20 protein-coding genes and 1 pseudogene are annotated in these 18,655 nt (G+C 44.1%); 1 reads left to right on the top strand and 20 read right to left on the bottom strand.

The features are described 5' to 3' along the window. Positions 1-5 precede the first annotated feature (5 nt). The 14 genes and pseudogenes from OGM16_07785 to rplM all read right to left on the bottom strand — a co-directional run bounded on the left by OGM16_07785 (position 6) and on the right by rplM (position 9,329). Positions 6-395: a TnpV protein gene (locus tag OGM16_07785; GenBank protein UYJ48135.1), complete on the bottom strand. Its 390-nt coding sequence runs from the start codon at positions 393-395 to the stop codon at positions 6-8. Further along, entirely contained in the window at positions 355-627 is a 273-nt protein-coding gene (locus OGM16_07780) for a helix-turn-helix transcriptional regulator (GenBank protein UYJ48134.1), read from the bottom strand. Before OGM16_07780 ends, OGM16_07785 begins: the two co-directional genes overlap by 41 nt. A 161-nt stretch (positions 628-788) precedes the next feature. Beyond that, positions 789-941, bottom strand: a pseudogene (locus tag OGM16_07775) (Maff2 family protein). Positions 942-1,150: 209 nt separating this feature from the next. Next, a complete protein-coding gene (locus OGM16_07770; GenBank protein ID UYJ48133.1) occupies positions 1,151-2,908 on the bottom strand; it encodes a type IV secretory system conjugative DNA transfer family protein in 1,758 nt (585 codons plus the stop codon). After that, a complete protein-coding gene (locus OGM16_07765) occupies positions 2,905-3,387 on the bottom strand; it encodes a PcfB family protein (protein UYJ48132.1) in 483 nt (160 codons plus the stop codon). Before OGM16_07765 ends, OGM16_07770 begins: the two co-directional genes overlap by 4 nt. Before the next feature lie 18 nt (positions 3,388-3,405). Next, on the bottom strand, positions 3,406-4,041 hold the full coding sequence (locus tag OGM16_07760) for a DUF3846 domain-containing protein (GenBank protein ID UYJ48131.1): 636 nt from the start codon (positions 4,039-4,041) through the stop codon (positions 3,406-3,408). A 10-nt stretch (positions 4,042-4,051) separates the two neighbouring features. Continuing rightward, positions 4,052-4,558: a hypothetical protein gene (locus tag OGM16_07755; protein UYJ48130.1), complete on the bottom strand. Its 507-nt coding sequence runs from the start codon at positions 4,556-4,558 to the stop codon at positions 4,052-4,054. 13 nt (positions 4,559-4,571) lie between these two features. Continuing rightward, positions 4,572-5,483, bottom strand: coding sequence for a ParB/RepB/Spo0J family partition protein (locus OGM16_07750; GenBank protein UYJ48129.1), 912 nt, complete (start codon positions 5,481-5,483; stop codon positions 4,572-4,574). Positions 5,484-5,558: 75 nt separating this feature from the next. Next, complete coding sequence (locus OGM16_07745; GenBank protein ID UYJ48128.1) at positions 5,559-6,404, bottom strand: ATP-binding protein; 846 nt, start codon at positions 6,402-6,404, stop codon at positions 5,559-5,561. Then, positions 6,401-7,075: a helix-turn-helix domain-containing protein gene (locus tag OGM16_07740; protein ID UYJ48127.1), complete on the bottom strand. Its 675-nt coding sequence runs from the start codon at positions 7,073-7,075 to the stop codon at positions 6,401-6,403. The genes OGM16_07745 and OGM16_07740 overlap by 4 nt, the downstream gene beginning before the upstream one ends. Further along, positions 7,056-7,223 carry a hypothetical protein gene (locus OGM16_07735; protein UYJ48126.1) on the bottom strand — a complete coding sequence of 56 codons (168 nt, stop codon included), beginning with the start codon at positions 7,221-7,223 and terminating at the stop codon, positions 7,056-7,058. Before OGM16_07735 ends, OGM16_07740 begins: the two co-directional genes overlap by 20 nt. After that, the gene (locus OGM16_07730) at positions 7,220-8,050 is read right to left on the bottom strand and encodes a phage antirepressor KilAC domain-containing protein (protein ID UYJ48125.1); all 831 of its coding nucleotides are present in this window, start codon (positions 8,048-8,050) and stop codon (positions 7,220-7,222) included. Before OGM16_07730 ends, OGM16_07735 begins: the two co-directional genes overlap by 4 nt. 433 nt (positions 8,051-8,483) lie before the next feature. Next, positions 8,484-8,876, bottom strand: coding sequence for a 30S ribosomal protein S9 (gene rpsI, locus OGM16_07725; GenBank protein UYJ48124.1), 393 nt, complete (start codon positions 8,874-8,876; stop codon positions 8,484-8,486). A gap of 24 nt (positions 8,877-8,900) precedes the next feature. Continuing rightward, positions 8,901-9,329, bottom strand: coding sequence for a 50S ribosomal protein L13 (rplM, locus tag OGM16_07720; GenBank protein UYJ48123.1), 429 nt, complete (start codon positions 9,327-9,329; stop codon positions 8,901-8,903). 619 nt (positions 9,330-9,948) lie between these two features. Here rplM and OGM16_07715 point away from each other — a divergent pair. Next, the gene (locus OGM16_07715; protein ID UYJ48412.1) at positions 9,949-11,655 is read left to right on the top strand and encodes an IS1634 family transposase; all 1,707 of its coding nucleotides are present in this window, start codon (positions 9,949-9,951) and stop codon (positions 11,653-11,655) included. 210 nt (positions 11,656-11,865) lie between these two features. Here OGM16_07715 and OGM16_07710 read toward each other — a convergent pair whose 3' ends face one another. The 6 genes from OGM16_07710 to OGM16_07685 form a co-directional block, all read right to left on the bottom strand. After that, positions 11,866-13,182 (bottom strand): IS4 family transposase, encoded by a 1,317-nt coding sequence (locus OGM16_07710; protein UYJ48122.1) that lies wholly within the window; start codon positions 13,180-13,182, stop codon positions 11,866-11,868. Between the two features lie 238 nt (positions 13,183-13,420). Beyond that, on the bottom strand, positions 13,421-14,167 hold the full coding sequence (gene truA, locus OGM16_07705) for a tRNA pseudouridine(38-40) synthase TruA (GenBank protein UYJ48121.1): 747 nt from the start codon (positions 14,165-14,167) through the stop codon (positions 13,421-13,423). A gap of 158 nt (positions 14,168-14,325) precedes the next feature. Then, positions 14,326-15,126 (bottom strand): energy-coupling factor transporter transmembrane protein EcfT, encoded by an 801-nt coding sequence (locus OGM16_07700; protein ID UYJ48120.1) that lies wholly within the window; start codon positions 15,124-15,126, stop codon positions 14,326-14,328. A 2-nt stretch (positions 15,127-15,128) separates the two neighbouring features. Beyond that, positions 15,129-15,995, bottom strand: a complete 867-nt coding sequence (locus tag OGM16_07695) for an energy-coupling factor transporter ATPase (protein UYJ48119.1) — start codon at positions 15,993-15,995, stop codon at positions 15,129-15,131. Between the two features lie 9 nt (positions 15,996-16,004). Continuing rightward, a complete protein-coding gene (locus OGM16_07690; GenBank protein UYJ48118.1) occupies positions 16,005-16,868 on the bottom strand; it encodes an energy-coupling factor transporter ATPase in 864 nt (287 codons plus the stop codon). A gap of 206 nt (positions 16,869-17,074) precedes the next feature. Further along, entirely contained in the window at positions 17,075-18,340 is a 1,266-nt protein-coding gene (locus tag OGM16_07685) for an N-acetylmuramoyl-L-alanine amidase family protein (protein ID UYJ48117.1), read from the bottom strand. Between the last annotated feature and the right edge of the window lie 315 nt (positions 18,341-18,655).

Here is an 18,655-nt window from a genome sequence, read left to right as displayed (position 1 = left end):
CCGATTTAATTACTCCCGTATGAATAAATTATATCATGCAAAACAATTTCTTCTGCCCGGTTGTGAATGTTATTACAACGCTGCACCCATTCCATTTGTTGAGTTCGCTTCAATTCCTCTGTCACGCCCTCGGTGGCTTTCATCTGCTCCATGATAGTGTCTAACCGTTCCTGTGCCTGTTCGTTCAGGTCTGCAAGATATGTCCACAATTCTCCGGTCAGTATCAATGTATTCAATCTGGCTGGGTGGACTTCCCTTAAATATTCCCGGTGCATCCGTCCGTACTTTCCGATAGGGCGGTGTTCCTCCGGCAGTTTCAAGTCCGGGATGTAGTAATCTCCGACAAGGATATAATCAATTCCGTTTTCCGTTATTCTTGGTTTCAATTCTCTCATGTTCCTTACCTCCTGTGGAAGCAGGCTCGTCTGGTACTAACTCAATCACATCGGTAATCTCACAATTCAGCGTTTCACAGATACGGGCTAATGTGTCCATGCTGATGTGCTTTCCCTCTTTGCTCATGTTGGCAATCATATTCGTTGTCATACCAGCGGCAAGCCTTAAATCCTCTTTCCTCATATCACGCTCTAACAGTGTGTGCCAGAGTGGTTTATAGCTGATGTGCATATTGTTTTCCTGCCTTTCTATCCATACCACCGAGGCGGCTGCCCCGGCAGGAACTTTTCTCTTATTATAACACCAATCTTGTGAAATCACAATTTATTCTTGTAACCTGCCGCTGATACCGTCTGGATTGTGCTTTTCCTTTCTTTTTGCTCCCTTTAATTAGCCATGAACTGCTTCATGCCCTGAGACTTGGCACCAGGGTTGTCGTTGCCGTAGCCTTCCAGCAGGTTGATTGCGCCCCAGATACCGAGACCGGCACCCAGTGCGATAACGAGAGTCTGAAGAACGGTTACTGCGCTGTTGAAAAATGCCATAAATGTGTACCTCCTTGTACGATGCGCCCTTATGGGCTGATGAATAGTGATTTTCCATCTGCATGTGCACCTGCAAATAGACAAACATATAGCCAGATTTCCAATCCCAATCAGAAACCTGGCTATGTAAAGAGGCGGCAGCTCGCCGCCTCTTCTTATTATTCTGTTGCCAGCAGCACACCCATGACATCTTCGCCGTCAGAGCAACCTTACTTGGCATGATCTGCGTCAACCACTTCGTACTTATCACCGGGCTTGAGCTTCAGCCGATGATCGAGAAACGCCTCGATGCTGAACGTGTTTTTTTTATCAGCACCGGCAGTGAGCTTGTAGTTCGGATGCTGGGTCAGATCGTATTTATCTGACTTGAACGGTCTGACACCGCGCAGCTGCAAAATGCACTTTCCGCCATCCAGCACAGCCAGTTCATCCACCGAAGCCAGGTCATGCCCAACCTTTTGATAATTGGTGCCGTAAGATGGGCTGTTGCCTCTGGTATCGGAAGTGTTGTACAGATCAATCGTTTCTTTTCCCAGAGCCTGATTCAGCTCTTTTAGCGTAGTCGGCTCCGAACCGCCAAGGAAAATACGAGAATCCATATTGCCGATGATGGTATCGGCATTGTCCTTGTAGATTGCCTTCAACTGGCTCTGTGCCTGAAGTACCAGACATGCCGAGATTTCTCTTGATCGGATGGTGGCTACCAGCTTTTCCAGATTCGGAATCTGACCAATGTTCGCACACTCATCAATCAGGCAGCGCACATGCACCGGCAATCTGCCGCCGTAGACATCATCCGCTTTCTCGCACAGCAGGTTAAACAGCTGTGTATAGATCATCGAAATCAGGAAATTAAAAGTCGGGTCTGTATCGCTCATAATGAGGAACAGAGCCGTTTTCTTATCTCCCACCGTATCCAGCGACAGCTCATCGTACATGGTGATATCGCGGACTTCCTCAATATCGAAGGGAGCCAGACGTGCACCGCAGCTCACAAGAATCGACTTTAAGGTCTTGCCCGCCGCCAGCTTGAACTTGGCATATTGACGGACAGCAAAGTGGTTCGGCTTCTTCTTTTTCAGTGCTTCAAACATCTGATCCACTGGATTCTGAAAGGTTTCATCATCCTCGCGCACTTCCATCGCATTCAGGAATTCAATCAGCGTTGCAAAGTTCTGCTCTTCCAGCGGTGCCTCATAGTGGATATAACCAATCAAAGCACAATACAGCAAGGTCTCTGCCTTCGTCCAGAATTCGTCACCGGCCTTGCCGTCTCCCTTGGTGTTGGCAATGAGCGTTGTGGTCAGCTTCAAAATATCCTTTTCGCTGTGAATATACGCGAAGGGATTATAATGCATCGACTTTCTGAAATTGATGGTGTTAAAGATCCGGATGCTGTATCCATTCTTCAAAAGGGCTTGGCCGCAGTCGATTACGATATCGCCTTTCGGGTCAGTGACCACATAGGAACTGTGACATTGTAAAAGGTTGGGTTTGAGCCAAAATCGGGTCTTACCGCTGCCGGAACCACCGACCACAAGCACGTTTTTGTTTCTCGCATTTGCCGGATTCTTCGGGCGATTGCCCATCATCAGCCGCTCCGTCCGGGTCAAAATCACATTGTTTGCAAACACCGGATCTTCAAACGGTTCGATGTCTCTCTGCGTTCCCCACCGTGCAGAGCCATACTCCATGCCATGGCGATATTTCTTGGCATTTTTGCCTTTCAGGTACACGGCAAGCCGCAGGCCTGTTCCGCAGCACACGCCAATCAGCAAATCCATCGGATGCAGACTTGGCATCGGATTGGAAAAGGCTGTGCCAAGGGCAGAAAGAAAGCTGAGGAGCTTTTCAGACATGTCTGCGCCCTCGGCAATTCTCCACGCTTCTCCCAGATTGGTACATACAAGACCAGCAATCAGATACGGCAGGTTCAGGATCAGTAGCTTCTTGATTTTATTACTCATAGATCACGCTCCTGACTTTTGTGGCGAACCTTATCCGGCAGAATTGCAGAAACCAGCTCTTTGAGCTTGTTAAGCTGTTCCAGAACACTCGGTTTTTCCTTTGCTTTCAGCTTTCGGTTGGTGAATTCCTCAAAAGCGGAAGTCAGTGCATCCGCATCCTTCGCCTTAAAAAACACCGTGTATTTGGGAGGAATCACATTTTGGTCTTTCGTAATGGCATAATCCACACCGTATTTCCGCGCCACCTGTTCAAAGCCTTTCAAATCCGTTTTCTCAATGGGAATACTGCTGACTCCCTGGTTCTGACCGATCAGTTCTTTGATGCTCTGCTTTCCAACCGGCAGCTGCGCTGTTTTCTGAGCCACCTTCGCCTGATGGTGCCGTTTCCACGCATTATAGCCATTCACGATGGTGCGAAAGGTCAGTTTCGTAGTACTGATTGCCAAATTAACGGTGCGATTTTCAACTTCTTCCTGCATGAATCTCCGCCTCCTTCCTTACAAACTGTCCCGGTCCGGTGCCGGTTTGCTCTTTTCCAAAGGCTTTGCAGCCTTTTCCTCCATCTTCTTCACCATGTCATCCGGAACCGGAATTGCCATGATGCTGCGCCCCATACGGACGAACATCTGGGGCTGATGGAACTGCTCCTCAAATTTCTGCATCTGCTCCGAGGTCAGAGAACCAAAGTCATCTTCTGTCAGCCCAACCACCAGAAAATCACCGGCATAAATGTCCTGCATATCCCCATCTTCGGTGTAAATCGCACGGTTCAGCGGCAGGCCATTGATTTTTCCGGATTCATTCAGAATAACGGCCACTTCATCCTCGAAAGGATAGGTCACTTCAATATCGCCGCCGACCATAGTCTGCAAATCTTCCAGCTCCGTGCCAACACTGATTTTCTTCGGGTAGGCGTTGGGCTGCACCAGCAGCACATCCATTGTTCTGTTCTCCGCCAGTTCATGTTCTCCCACAGTCTTGAAGTCCACGCCGGTGAAATCGCCGGAATCCAGAACATAGTCCTGATTGTTCCATGCCTGCGTCACCATGCGTTCCGCGTCTTCCTGTGAGGCAGCTTCCACAGAAACCTTTCTCTGGAGAGTTTCCGTAATCTCCACATCGAATTTCTTCATAGGCTCCTCCTTAGATCAGGCGCAGTGCCAGAACCAGCTCGCCGCCAATGGAAACCACCGTCAGGTTTTCGTTCACATAGTCGATGGTGCGTTCCAGCGTAAACAGGTTGATGCTGCACTCGTTGCCGTTCTGGTCGATTTCCGAAATCTCCGCAGCTCCCAGCAGATACCGGGTTCCGTCAGCCTCGATCACATCGCTCTTATCATAATGGAGAAGCAGTTCCCCATCTGCAACCAGATCAGCCTCCATCTCATCGTAAACATCCTCAAAGATGTCTCGACTACCAGCCTCGGTCAGAAGTTCGCCGCCAACCCCCGGCAGGATCACCATCACAATACGCTCCTTCGGGTGATCTTCACAGATTGCCTCCAGCATCAGCCAGTTATGAAGCATCGCAATGGACTTTTCAAACATGGGATCATCCATCGGATTGGGCTGCGATGCACCGTGCGGGCAGTTCTTGCAGTCCATGCTGCACACTGCGTTGTTCTGATTCTTCTTAAAATTCATCATCATAAAAATCTCCTTCTTATCGTTCCATATCTCGTTGTTTACTTCGTTGCCACTTTTCCAGCAGCCGGATAATCGTGTCCTGCATCTGCTTCGGCGTATAGGATTTCGGGAAATACTTCCGAAGAACCTCGTTTTTAATCGTCACATGGTCAAGCTCATCCTTTTTGATTTCATTCATCACTTCACACATGGCATCCAAGGTGCAGTCGCCCTCCTGCGAGAGCTTTTTCAATCGCTGTGCCTGCGACAGGGATGGGGATGCCTGTGCATAGTCCATTGCCTCCAGAAATTCTTTCTGTTCGGACGGTTTCAGGTAAGACAGCTCTACCGCCGGATTAAAGGCGATTTTCTTCTCATCCACCATGTCCAGAATTTCTGGAATCAGGTTGGTAAGGCGGATAAAACGCTGAACTTGCGTTTTACTTTCGTTCGCATCATCAGCTAACTGGTTCACAGCCCACGACTTCTGACCAACTTGGTCAGAAGTTAAATCTCCGCGTTGTCCCTGATGCTTCATCGCTTCCAACTTCATCTTGTAGGAAAACGCTCTCTCGCTGGGAAGGATATTTTCCCGCTGCAAGTTGCTGTCCACCATAAAGATGATTGCCGCATCATCGTCCATTTCCTTGACGATGACCGGCACTGTCTCCAAACCTGCCAACTGCGCTGCATGAAGCCTGCGGTGTCCCGAAAGGATTTCAAATCCGCCTTCCGGGTCAGGCCGTACAATCAGCGGTGATACCACACCGATCTGCTTGATGCTCTCCACGGTCTGTTCCATCAGCTCATCGTCCAGCACCTTAAAGGGATGACCTTCAAAGGGATGCAGGTCAGAAAGCGGCATCTCCGTCCGCTTCTCCTTAGCCGCAGCGTCGGCAGCTGAGCCACTGCGGTTTTCTGTTGTAATACTGGTTTTTGCTTTTGCCATTCAGCTTCTTAACCTCCTTCCAGCGGTGATAGATGTCATTCTTACCTGCGAAAAACGCCTTTTTTGCCTTGCACTTCATAAATCAAGTACCTCCTTAACGACCTGCTGTTTTTCTTTTCCAATGCTCTTCCTGCGGTCCTCTCCGCTGATTCGCACCGGCGTACACATTTCCAAAATCCTGCTGTAAATCCGGGCGTATGCCACATCCTCCGGATTGCGGATTTCAGCAATCTTCAGATTGGTTGTGATAATGACCGGAAGTCCGGACTTGTACCGCTCATCAATAACGGCGTAGACCTGCTCCAGCGCATATTCGGTGCTGCGCTCAATTCCCAGATCATCCAGAATCAGCAAAGAATAGTTGGAAAACGAAGCGATATACCGGTATCGCTCTTCCGAATACATGGCACCCATCTGGTTCAGGATTTTGGAGAAGTTCGTCATCAAAACCGGAATGCCCTGTTCCAGCAGCGCATTGGCAATACACGCCGCCACAAAGGACTTTCCAGTTCCGACATCTCCCCATAACAAAAGGCCAAGGTTTTCAGCCTTGACCTTTTTCCACTGCTCCACATAGCGTTTTGCCATCTGGATATCCTTATTATCTTCTGCAACGGCAAAATTCCATTCCAGAAGATGCTTTTCCTGAATCCCTGTTGCTTTCAGCTGCCTGATTTTACGCTGCCGCTCCACCAGTTCATCCTGGCGTTTCTTTTCCGCCATCGCTTCCTGTTGGCATCTGCAAAGGCAGGGAACAATCTTGTCTCTGCCCCAGAGCTTTACCCTGCACTGCACCGGCGTGTGGCAGCTCCGACAATACAGCAGACCATCCTCGCCCTTGTATTCCTGCTCTCCGGGTTCTTTCGACGTAAAGAGCGAATCCAACGCCGCATTCAAAACTTCAGGCACCATGTCGCTCATAGGCTGTCTCCTTCCTCAAATGTGTAGTCTGCCGGGTTATACTTCGGCTTTTCTCTCTTTGCCCAGCTCCGGATTGTGGCAAGGTGATTTTTGTAGCTTCTGCCGGTGGAGGCCATATACTCAGAGAGCCGTTCAACCCGCATCTGATAATCTCCTGGGAACTCCTGCCGGAGCTTGCCGTATTCTGTGTCAGAGAGAAGAACATTTTCGTATGAGCCATATCGGTGCTGAATTTCCTTCTTCTCTCTTTTATTGATTGTTTCAGTACTTGTTCTATTAGTACTTAATTGCGCGGGATTTTCCGTAACCGGTGTGTCCGTATCCGGATTTACCGTATACGGTTTTTCCGTACACAGTGATTCCGAACACGGCTTTTTCCTCGGCATCTCATAAATCACATACTCTGCTCTTCCCATCCGACCGTTGCTCTCACGCTGCTGGTTCCTTTCCAGATACCCAAGACGCTCCAGCTCTTTCAGAGCCGTAAGCACTCCATCTACGCCGTCCGGTGTAATCGAAGACAATCCCCGTACCGAATAGTTCCATGTGTCCGGCAAACTGAGCAGCATAGAGAGAAGTCCTTTTCCTTTCAGGCTGAGACCCTGATCCCGCAGGTGGTAATTGCACATCGTTGTGTAATTGCTGTTCTTCTCAACCCTGAATACCGGCATGGTGCTCACCATCCTTTTTCGCAGGCTCCGCTTTCTTCTTCGGACATTTGCGCAGACGATCTTCGCTGTCCTCCCGACGATGGTATTTACCGGTATCCTGCATCATGCGTTCAAACGCCTGAAGGCGTCCCTCTGTAAAAAGCGTCATTCGATCACACCCCATTTCTTAAACAACTTGAAGAGATGATTCTTTCCCTTGCAGGTCACTCTCGTCTGCTGCACCAGTTTTCCGCTTCTGCCGTAGCAATCCCGGACAATAAAATAGCCCCTTGCAGATTTGTCTGCAAAAGGCATCAGCCAGCCGCTTGGACTGCGGTACAAATAGCGATGATCCAGTAAGAGAGCCACTGCCGTCTTCTCCGGGATTCCAATTTCCTTACAGAAATTCCGGATGCAGGTGCAATCCTCCGAATTCACAAAGGTATCGAAGTAGTCTGCCTTGGGCTGCGCCGCATCCAGCTGTTTGCGGATACCCTCAAGTTGCTCTCTCTCGGCTACAAGCTTCTGCGCCAGAGTGTAGATAGCCTCCGGATGCTGAATCACCTGATCCAAAATGGAATCGCTCATGTACGCACCATGCTTGCGTATAGAAGGGAGAACTTCATCAAACACCCAGTGTTCAAATCGTTCTGCCGACGGCAGCTTGCTGTGAACGATCAGCCGGTAAACATCGCCTTCTGTGATAAAGGAGATTTCAACGACCTGCTCTCCAGCATCCCCATACTGATTCACCTTCTGAACGACCCCCTCGCGTTTCGTTAGGGGGCCTCTGCAATGGCGTTTCACTGCTGCGTAGGGATTCACATACCCCAACGCTTTCGCCACGTCGCTTGCACAGAAGAAGGTCTTGCCCGCCTCCTGTAACAACCGGATCGAACCAAACTCCTGGTTCTCAAACACCTCCATCATCTGCCTCGACTGTCCGCCATGACTGCCCACATCTGTGTCATGGGTCTTCTGATTGAAATCCGTCATACCTGTTACCTCCTACTCAAATTTGTCTCGCCGGATTTCTGGCGAAAAAAATAGAGCCTCAACCCATTCTCGTTTTCAAAGAATGAGCCAAGGCTCTATGTAACAGGATACCTGATATTATTTTTTTGCAGAATTCGTCAGAACTCGCCAAACGAACCTGACACTGTTTTTCATTCCGTTTCAGCCGGATGTTTGCCGAAAATCTGTCAAGGATATGGGGCTAATTTCCCCTCCAAAATGGCCTTCTGTAAACCCATTTTCCCACCCATTAGGCTCAAAAATAGGCCGTAAACCCATGGTAAACCCATCAAAATGGGTTAATTTGAAGTCAAATTTCCTCAAATTTCACCATCGGAATCAGATGATTTCAGGCATAGAAAAAGCCCGGAAAATGGCGTATTTCCGGGCTTTTTTAGCATTATTAAGCTGTAGATTATCGCTTGCTGAACTGAGGTGCGCGACGTGCAGCCTTGAGGCCGTACTTCTTTCTTTCTTTCATTCTTGGGTCTCTGGTTAAGAAACCTGCTTTCTTCAGAACTGGTCTGTAATCAGCGTCTGCCTGAAGAAGTGCTCTGGAGATACCGTGACGGATTGCACCAGCCTGTCCTGTTGTGCCGCCGCCGCGAACGTTTACTAATACATCAAACTTATCAGTTGTCTCAGTTGCAACTAATGGCTGACGAACGATCAGCTTTAAAGTTTCAAGACCAAGATACTCATCGATGTCTCTCTTGTTGATGGTGATATTACCTGTACCTGGTACTAAATATACTCTGGCGATAGATTTTTTTCTTCTGCCTGTTCCGTAAAATTTTGCGCTAGCCATGATACTTTCTTCCTCCGATCCTCATTAAAATGTTAAAACTTCTGGTTTCTGTGCTGCCTGCTCATGCTCTGGGCCTGCATATACATGAAGCTTTGTAAACATGCTTCTTCCCAGAGGTCCCTTTGGAAGCATACCTTTAACTGCTAACTCAACAACCTTCTCTGGCTTCTTAGCCATCATCTCACGCAGAGTGGTTTCTCTCATGCCACCTACGTAATCAGAGTGGTTGTAATATACTTTCTGATCTAACTTCTTGCCGGTAACTTTTACCTTATCAGCATTAACTACGATAACATAATCACCACAGTCGATGTGTGGGGTAAAGATTGGCTTATTCTTTCCTCTTAAAACTTTAGCTACCTCAGATGATAAACGTCCTAATGTATAACCTGTAGCATCAACTACATACCATTTTCTCTCAATTGTCGCTGGACTAGCCATAAAACTCTTCATTGGTTAACCTCCTGTTAATTTCAACCTAAATTACATCTTTACAGATGATCGCTATATGTGATAAATATTGGGAAGTATTTATCAATGAAATGCTCCGCTCCGGGGCTTTGGATGAGCATTTACTCTCAACGTCACAGTTTCTTATTATATAATATCTGTTTTCTCATGTCAAGCCATTTTCTTGGCTAAATCCTTATATTTTCAAGTTTTTTTTATCATATCTCACTTGCAAAGTGGAATTCACTTTTTCAACTCACCTTTTTTATTATAATCCATCATAGCTTGTCTATATCGTCTATAAAAGATTTAATCCTGATATTCCATACCTGCCAGCATCAGACCTTTTGCCGGTGCTGTAGGACCTGCTGCCGCCCCCGTTTTCCGTCGTAGTACTAGGAAATTTCCGTCGTTTTCTTCTTGTCATTTTTTTATTTCTTTTCCTGCATCTCGATTTTTCCTTTATTTACAGCAAATTTTCAATGCCCTTTTGGGGCTTTTTTTATTGAAAAAATTTTTTTGATATATTATAATAATAGTACTCTATAGCACTTTGTTCGGAGGTCGGTTATGGCATACTATTTTAAGAAAAGAGAACAAGAAAAAAGGTACCTATTTGCAGATGTATGAATCTCACTGGGATAAAGAAAAGAAACAGCCGCGTTCAAAAAGTGTCATGGCTTTTGGCTATGTGCACGAGCTCATCTCTGATGAGATCCCCGATCCTGTCGCTTACTACACAGACTTTGTTGCAGAAAAAAACAAAGAACGTGCCGCCGCATTCACAGAGGAAACTCGTCCCCGTGCCTTTGTTGCCCCTGTGGAATATAACCTGGGACAATTTCTTCTGTATACGCTTTTAGAAGAACTCAACGTCAAGGAAGTAATAGACATCCTGGCTGCTCAAATGCGCTTTCAGTTCCGCATATATGATATGATTGCACAGCTTATTTTTTCCAGGATCATCTATCCATGCTCAAAATCCAAAACGGTTTCTTCCGTTTTCCCTCATCTTTACAACAGTTCTCCCATCTCGGAAGATCAAGTTTACGATGGATTATCCTTTATTGGTGGATCTTATAAAAAATATATTGAACTTTTTAACCATTGCTATGAGCAGCATTATCAGAGAGATTTCAGCAATGTTTTTTTCGACTGTACGAATTACTATTTTGAGATTGACCTTCCCTATGAAGATAAACAGAAAGGGCCTTCCAAAGAAAACCGACATGACCCTATTATCGGGCAAGCACTTCTCCTGGATGCAGATCTAGTGCCGGTTGCTATGCAGATGTACCCTGGTAATGAATCTGAAAAGCCGTATATCCGAAAAGTCATCGAAGAAATGAAAAGCCACTATAAAGTTTCCGGGAAAACAGTACAGGTCGCTGATAAAGGCCTCAACTGCGCCAGAAATATTTATGCTGCCGTGAAAGAAGCCAATGATGGATATATTTTTTCCAAATCCATACACGGCAGAAATTTAAGTGAAAAAGAAAAGAAATGGCTCTTATTGGAAAATGAGCAAAATATATGGAAAGACTACAGGGATAAAGACGGGAATCTCTTATACCGCCTCAAGTCCTGCGTAGATAGCTTTTCCTATCAATTCAAGGAAATTGATCCTGAAACGGGCAGGGATGTGGTAAAAACTTTTTCAGTAAAAGAAAAAAGAATCGTATCTTATAATCCGGCACTGGCTAAAAAACAAAAGGCGGAGATCCAGAAAATGGCGGACAAAGCTGCCAACTATGCTACTTACAAAGCAATGACAAGAGAGGATCTGGGAGATTCTGCAAAATATTTAAAGATTACCAACAAAGATAAGAACGGGAAAAAGATAACTCCTGTGATAGGAATTGATAAAGAGAAGGTTAATGAGGATCTGAAGTATGCAGGATACAACCTTATGGTCACCTCAGAGTTGGATATGGAACCGCTCCAAATCTATCAGACCTACCACAGCTTATGGAAGATCGAAGAATCCTTCCGGATCACAAAGTCTTATCTGGATGCACGCCCGATTTACGTGCACAAAAAAGAAACAATCTATGGGCATTTTTTAATCTGCTACCTTAGCTTGTTTCTTTTAAGAGTGCTTGAGATTAAAGTTTTTAAAAATCAGATTAATTCTTATGATCTGATTGATTTCATACGGGACTTCCGGGTTGTCAATAAAGGAGATGGCTCTTATATTAATATTTCTCGAAACCAGACAGTAAACGAAAAAGTCAAAAAAGCTACTGGCCTGACGAATCTTGATGCTTTGTTTCTCACTGAAAAAGAAATCAACAATCTTTTTCAGAACTGTATCCTCCTGGACTCCTGAGTACTATGTTTTGAGAGAAACGACGGAAGTCAGGTATAATATCTGTTTTCTCATGTCAAGCCATTTTCTTGGCTAAATCCTTATATTTTCACAATGTCATTAACTTTAGCAAAGAGCAGAAATCGTAAGCATTTATAAAACTATGATTCCTGCTTTTTGTTTGTATATGGGCATACTTATCCCCTTCTCTTTGTATTCGTATTTTTTAGCTCAGTACGCTCTTTTATGGGTATTCGAATATTTTCCTGCTAATTGCCCTTTCGTTCTGGTATAATGCCGATCAGGACGAATGGGAACAAGATTTTTACTGATATCTTCATATATTTGCTGAAATAACATATTTTTCTTTTGACCATCCGTTTCAAGAAGTATATAAATCAGATCATTTTTTAAGATTCCAATACTAACAGTCTGATTGATCATCATTTTATGTTTTCTGTTCGCTTCTTTCTGATCCAGTTCACGCTCTGCATCTAATATGATATCTTCAACTAAATTGCTCAGATATATAGTGCTGTATATATCTTGTAATAACAGAATAGGTTTTGTTCCTGTAAAATTCTCTAATTGCAACCGACTCTTTAGCGTTTCATACGCAGTCTCTATCCCCCACCTCATATGATATAATTCTTTTATTTCTTCTGTATGAAATTCAGTTTGTGAAAGATTTGTAGCCAAAACTTCTAAACTTCCGTTTTCTAATAGGATTTTTACCATACGCAATGAAATTTCACCTAATTCTTTCATACGTTCTCCATCTGGCGTTCCCTCGTAATGTCTGATTCTTGACTTATCAAGTTTTATTTTAACTAGCTGATCCTTTTCTGTTAAACTGTTTTGCTCTTTTTTGTAATCACTGCTTTTTAAACGTACGATAAATTTAATATCCTTATCCATCATATGTATAAACGCTGGCGTAGAAGGATAGCCTCTGTCCATGATAATAATATAGGGAATGCTGCCTATTGTTTCCGGTATTCGCTCCATCTGTTTTTCGGCCAGGCGCATTTCATTAAATTTCACCTTATTACAGTCACTTTCCAGTATCATACGATTCATTACATCATAAATACAGCCTAATCCTATTTGAGCTTGGGGCTTTGCGTTTTTCCGGCTTGCAGAACCATATAGTTTCAGTGTTTCAGCAGTGGTAGGAATATTAATATCTGAGCCGTCAGCGGCTAATATTAAATGATCTTTATAAGTTGAAAAGGTGGAATCTGCATAAAAGTTACGGTTATGATATTTATATAATTCTAAAAAAGCATCTGGATTAAGTTTCATACGCTGTTTCAGATATCCTGGTTTTGAAATAGACACACCAGGATGAGCAAGTTTCATATAATTTCTCAGTTCCAATGCCAACGTCAACCCCTTTCTGTTTATCATCGTGAAAAGAAGATCCTGAAGAGGCATTTTTCGAATTCTGGTAAAATAATTTTTATTACCTGATCGGCAAAATGCCTTAAATTCATCAGAAGTCATTTTTTCTATATCCATGAATATACGTTTCTGAGAATGCTTCATGCATAATCACATCCTTTTTTGAGCAGGTTCATGGCTTCTTTTTACAATATAAGCATATCAAAAAAAGCAGAAGATATCTAATCCATTTCGGAATAAATATCTTCTGCTTTTAAGTTAATGACATTGTATATTTTCAAGGTTTTTTTATCATATCTCACTTGCAAAGTGGAATTCACTTTTTCAACTCACCTTTTTTATTATAATCCATCATAGCTTGTCTATATCGTCTATAAAAGATTTAATCCTGATATTCCATACCTGCCAGCATCAGACCTTTTGCCGGTGCTGTAGGACCTGCTGCCGCCCGGTCGCAGGCTGCAAGGATCTTTGGCATTTCCTCTGGTGTTCTCTGACCCATTCCCACTGCCATAAGTGTTCCCGCAAGGATACGGACCATATTATAAAGAAATCCATTCCCACATACCCGGATGGTGATCACATCATTTTTGTCTTTTTCTATGTCAATACTGTATACAGTGCGCACAGTGTCTAATACCTGTGTGCGCACATTACAGAAGCTTTTATAATCATGTTCTCCAGTCAGCAGTTTTGCTGCCTGGCGCATTTTATCAAGATCCAGGTCAAAATGGCAGAAATGAGTATATAGACGCAGGGACGGCACTTCCATTTTACGGTTTAAGATCTTATACTCATACGTCTTAGTGCAATGATGTTTTCTCGGATGCCAGTCCGGCTCCACTTCCATAGATGACTGTATGCGTATATCTTCCGGAAGGCGCTGGTTCAAGGCAAAACATATTTTATCTGCCGGCATGCGGTGTTCTGTATCAAAAACTGCTACATTTCCCATGGCATGAACACCAGAATCCGTGCGGCTGGCTCCGATTACTTCAATAGGTTCTCCTAAAAGATCCGTTAATTTTTCATTTAACACCTGTTCAATGGTCACTGCTCCTGGCTGCACCTGCCAGCCATGATAGTTGGTCCCATCATAGGCCACTCTCAGAAGGACCCGTTTTTTCATGTTTCTGCTCTCCTTATATTTTCCTGTATCACATATATCGCTCAGAACTTCCGTTATTTTTCCTGTATCACACGTATCTACTCTGAACTTCCGTTATTTTTCCTGCATCACATATACCGCTCAGAACTTCCGTTATTTTTTCTGTATACAGGATACATTTACAGATACACTCTGGAAGCAATGACCAGCACAAAATAAAGGGCAAAGATCATATATGCCTCATGGTCTCTCTGGCTGTACTGAAGCGGTTTCATCTTTGTTCTTCCTTCTCCACCGCGGTAACATCTTGCTTCCATAGCCATTGCCAGATCTGTCGCTCTGCGGAAAGCAGAAATAAATAACGGCACCAACAGTGGGATCATGGCTTTCGCTTTCTGCACCAGATTTCCAGACTCAAAATCAGCACCTCTTGCCATCTGTGCCTTCATGATCTTATCTGTTTCTTCTACCAGGATTGGAATAAAGCGCAGAGCAATGGACATCATCATAGAAATCTCATGGACCGGTACATGGAACCGTTTTAAAAATCCCAGCCCCTTTTCCAGTCCATCTGTCAGCTGGTTCGGTGTAGTCGTCAGTGTCATAAGAGAAGAACCTACTACCAGATAGATCAGGCGTACTGCCATAAAACCTGCCAGACGGATACCTTCCCAGGTGATCTTAAAAATCCAGAAACGGATCAATTCTTGTCCCGGAGTAAGAAATAAGTTAAAGCTGACACTGATCAGCAGTAAGATCACAATAGCTTTTAAACCTTTTAAGATAAAGCGCAGCGGCACCTTGGTCAGAATGATCACAGCTGCCAGTGCAATGGTTCCCAAAAGATATCCCCATATATTATTTGCCACAAAAAGGGACAGAATAAACACCATTGTCCCGAAAAGCTTTGTTCTTGGATCCAGACGGTGGATCGGTGATTCCACCGGATAATATTGTCCTAAAGTTATATCTCTCAGCATTTTTATACCTGCCGCTTTCTCTTTTTATCCCACAATGCAAGAATCGCCTCTTTTGCTTCTGCCACTGTGGTAATATCATTATCAATATCCAGTCCCTTTTCTTTCAGATCATGGACCAGATACGTTACCTGGGGTGCTGCCAGACCAATGGCTTCTAATTCTTTATAATGACGGAACACTTCTCTTGGAGAGCCGTCAAATATCTTCTGTCCATGGTTCATAACGATCAGTCTTCCTGCGTATCTTGCAACATCTTCCATACTATGGGACACCAGGATAATAGTCATCTTCCGCTCTGTATGAAGTCTTGCGATCTGATCTAAAATCTCATCTCTTCCCCTTGGGTCCAGACCTGCTGTGGGCTCATCTAAGATCAGGACTTCCGGTTCCATGGCCAGTACACCTGCAATTGCAACTCTTCGCTTCTGACCACCAGACAGTTCAAAAGGTGACTGACTGTAATAAGATTCATCCAAACCTACCAGACCTAAGGCTTTTTTCGCCTTTTCCTTTGCCTCCTCCTCAGAAAGCCCCTGATTTTTCGGTCCAAAACATACATCTGTTAATACATCGATCTCAAAAAGCTGATGCTCCGGGTACTGAAATACCAATCCTACCTTGCTGCGCAGCTTTTTCATATCATATTTATCTTTATAAATATTTTCTCCATTGTAATATAATGCACCAGAGCTTGCCTTGATCAACCCGTTTAAGTGCTGGATCAATGTGGATTTTCCAGAACCTGTATGTCCTATAATGCCTACAAACTCTCCATCCTGGATCTCAAAATTCACATCAAAAAGAGCATGCTGCTCAAAGGCTGTACCATTTCCGTATACATAATTCAGATCAACTGCTTTTATCGACATCTTATTCTCCTACTTTTCATCTGTAAACAGAGTCATCAGCTGTCCCGCCAGCTCTTCCCTGCTTAAGATCCCATCTGTTAAAGGCATTCCTGCTTCCTTTAACTCATACGCAAGTTCCGTTGCCTGAGGCACATCCAGTCCATGTTCTTTTAATTCTTTTACACGGGAAAAGATCTCCTTTGGCACTCCATCCATGATCACTTTTCCGTCATCCATTACGATCACACGGTCTGCGTCAATGGCTTCCTCCATATAGTGAGTAATCAGTAAAACCGTAATGCCTTCTTTTTTATTCAATTCATGAACCGTACGTATTACATCTTTTCGTCCGGTTGGGTCTAACATAGCCGTCGGTTCATCTAAAATAATGCACTGCGGCCGCATAGCCATAACACCGGCAATCGCAACTCTCTGCTTCTGGCCACCAGACAGCTTATTAGGAGATTGTTTTCTATACGCAGTCATTCCCACTGCTTTTAAGCTTTCATCTACCCGTTTCCAGATCTCCTTGGTCTCAACACCGATATTTTCCGGTCCAAAGCCTACATCTTCTTCTACAATATTTCCAATGATCTGGTTATCCGGATTCTGGAATACCATTCCCGCTGTTTTGCGCACATCCCAAATGTGTTCCTCGTCTTTTGTATCCATTCCTCCTACCCATACCGTTCCATCTGTTGGAAGGAGCAGTCCATTAATATGCTTTGCAAAGGTAGACTTTCCGGAACCATTATGCCCTAACACTGCCACAAAACTTCCCTTTTTTATATCCAGGTCAACACCATCTATGGCACGTTTTACTTCTTCTATTTTTTCTTCTTCATCTCTTCTTATATATTCATAGACCAGCCTGGCTGTTTTTACAATTCCCATGACGTTCCTTTCAAGGTAATATTGTTTATAAAAAAAGTCAAATGTTTATACATCCCTGCGCACAAGCACACCGCCTGTATAACCGCTTGACGATATTTTTATTGTAAACTCGTCACAATTGTAGATGATATCATAGTATAAGTCAAGAAAAAGCCGCCTTTTCAGACAGCTTTTTCGTATATACGTTATCATTTACTTTTTTAATCTTAATGGTTCCAGACACCATCTGCATCTACAACAAAACCACCAATAGATGTACTTACCGCCTTAGATCCATCTCCTGGATAGAAATAATACCATTTACCAGAAACCTGATACCAGCCTTCCATCATGACACCGGACTGGTTAATAAAGTAAGTCTTTCCGCTGATGGTCAGCCAGCAGTTAGAAATCATTGCTCCTTCCGGACCGCCCTGGTTTGGATTTAAGTAATACCATTTATCTCCTTCTTTAAGCCATCCTGTCTTCATACCGCCATAACTGGTATCAAAATAGTACCAGTGCCCATCTTTCTGCTGCCAACCTGTAAGCATCTTACCGCTGTTGTCAAAAAGATACCACTTGCTGTTCCACAGCAACCAGTTGTTCTTTATATAATTACCATCCGGATACTTAAAATACCAGACATTGTTTTCCTGTCTCCAGCCTACATCTGTAGTTCCTCCTCCGGGAGTAATACCACCGCTGCTTCCATCGGAACTGTTATCCTGTCCGGAGCCATCCGATACTTCATCTTCATCAATATACTTGCTGTCAGATTCTGTCCATTCACTTTTCTTTCCATAGCGTTTCTGCTCATCAGTATGGGGAACTGTGCGTACCTTAAAGGTATAATCCCCCTCTTTTGTCATATATGGATAGAAATTATAGGAAGTTCCATTGTAATCTTCCAGCTTCTTCATAACAGTGGAACCTTTATACAAGATCACATCATAATAACCTGTTTTATCATCTGGTGCTTTCCAGGTTGCCTTTCCTTTTCCACTGCCCCACTCAGCTTCCTTAGGTGCTTCATAAGTGCCTTTTACCCCTTTGACACGAAGAACCACTTTCAGATTGCTTCCACTTTTACTTGAAGAAACAAACTCACCACCATTAATACTTACTTTACTTGAGCTGTAGCTGCTGCGGAATCTATATTCATATTTAGAATCAGAAGAAGAATCCGGCTCCAGCCAGACAGTGATCTTTGGAGCATCTCCAATAGACACATCTTTATTATTTGTCCATTCTGCAGACTCAACTCTGTATTTGTCTGATGTAGTATAAACCTTGGTTCCGGAATCATCCTTTGATGTTCCCACACTGTCTCCGCTGTTGATCTCATCCCCGGCATCAAGATCAACCTCTACCTTCAGGGAAATATTAGTAATATACTGATAATCTGACGAAGCCAGCGCCTGATCAGGAAATGCTGTAATAAATATACCCATTGTCAGCAGCATACAGGCCATCCTCTTAAACTTCAACATAAGCTGTATCCTCCTCCGTTTTGTGATGTTCTCTCGGAAGCTTTCTGTACTTGATTTTGTGAGAAGATTTTTTGTCAGTTGTGCCCAAATTTCTGAGGTGTACGCGGTGCGTACATTGATGAAATTCGGGTGCGACTGGCGGAAAATCGGCCACAAAAACAGGTGCATGAAAGTTTCCGAGAGAACATCTTACTTTCATTATAAAGCAAGATATGGGTTTTAGCAACTTACGATATTCTTTCAAACTCTTGACAGAATATGACATTACTCACAAAACTCACAGTACGAGTTTCGTAAGTTTTCGCGAGCAATGAG

Source organism: Lachnospiraceae bacterium (genome assembly GCA_025758065.1).
Lineage (GTDB): Bacteria > Bacillota > Clostridia > Lachnospirales > Lachnospiraceae > Enterocloster.
Note: the sequence above shows the minus strand (reverse complement) of the source record. Positions and strands in the feature narration are given on the sequence as shown.

Coding starts and splice junctions, on each gene's coding strand:
- rplM (UYJ48123.1), bottom strand. CDS start 9,329: ATGAAGAGTTTTATGGCTAGTCCAGCGACAATTGAGAGAAAATGGTAT.
- OGM16_07785 (UYJ48135.1), bottom strand. CDS start 395: ATGAGAGAATTGAAACCAAGAATAACGGAAAACGGAATTGATTATATC.
- OGM16_07770 (UYJ48133.1), bottom strand. CDS start 2,908: ATGAGTAATAAAATCAAGAAGCTACTGATCCTGAACCTGCCGTATCTG.
- OGM16_07685 (UYJ48117.1), bottom strand. CDS start 18,340: ATGTTGAAGTTTAAGAGGATGGCCTGTATGCTGCTGACAATGGGTATA.
- OGM16_07765 (UYJ48132.1), bottom strand. CDS start 3,387: ATGCAGGAAGAAGTTGAAAATCGCACCGTTAATTTGGCAATCAGTACT.
- OGM16_07730 (UYJ48125.1), bottom strand. CDS start 8,050: ATGACGGATTTCAATCAGAAGACCCATGACACAGATGTGGGCAGTCAT.
- OGM16_07780 (UYJ48134.1), bottom strand. CDS start 627: ATGCACATCAGCTATAAACCACTCTGGCACACACTGTTAGAGCGTGAT.
- OGM16_07700 (UYJ48120.1), bottom strand. CDS start 15,126: ATGCTGAGAGATATAACTTTAGGACAATATTATCCGGTGGAATCACCG.
- OGM16_07760 (UYJ48131.1), bottom strand. CDS start 4,041: ATGAAGAAATTCGATGTGGAGATTACGGAAACTCTCCAGAGAAAGGTT.
- rpsI (UYJ48124.1), bottom strand. CDS start 8,876: ATGGCTAGCGCAAAATTTTACGGAACAGGCAGAAGAAAAAAATCTATC.
- OGM16_07740 (UYJ48127.1), bottom strand. CDS start 7,075: ATGCCGGTATTCAGGGTTGAGAAGAACAGCAATTACACAACGATGTGC.
- OGM16_07750 (UYJ48129.1), bottom strand. CDS start 5,483: ATGGCAAAAGCAAAAACCAGTATTACAACAGAAAACCGCAGTGGCTCA.
- OGM16_07715 (UYJ48412.1), top strand. CDS start 9,949: ATGTATGAATCTCACTGGGATAAAGAAAAGAAACAGCCGCGTTCAAAA.
- truA (UYJ48121.1), bottom strand. CDS start 14,167: ATGAAAAAACGGGTCCTTCTGAGAGTGGCCTATGATGGGACCAACTAT.
- OGM16_07745 (UYJ48128.1), bottom strand. CDS start 6,404: ATGAGCGACATGGTGCCTGAAGTTTTGAATGCGGCGTTGGATTCGCTC.
- OGM16_07755 (UYJ48130.1), bottom strand. CDS start 4,558: ATGATGATGAATTTTAAGAAGAATCAGAACAACGCAGTGTGCAGCATG.
- OGM16_07690 (UYJ48118.1), bottom strand. CDS start 16,868: ATGGGAATTGTAAAAACAGCCAGGCTGGTCTATGAATATATAAGAAGA.
- OGM16_07710 (UYJ48122.1), bottom strand. CDS start 13,182: ATGAAGCATTCTCAGAAACGTATATTCATGGATATAGAAAAAATGACT.
- OGM16_07695 (UYJ48119.1), bottom strand. CDS start 15,995: ATGTCGATAAAAGCAGTTGATCTGAATTATGTATACGGAAATGGTACA.
- OGM16_07735 (UYJ48126.1), bottom strand. CDS start 7,223: ATGACGCTTTTTACAGAGGGACGCCTTCAGGCGTTTGAACGCATGATG.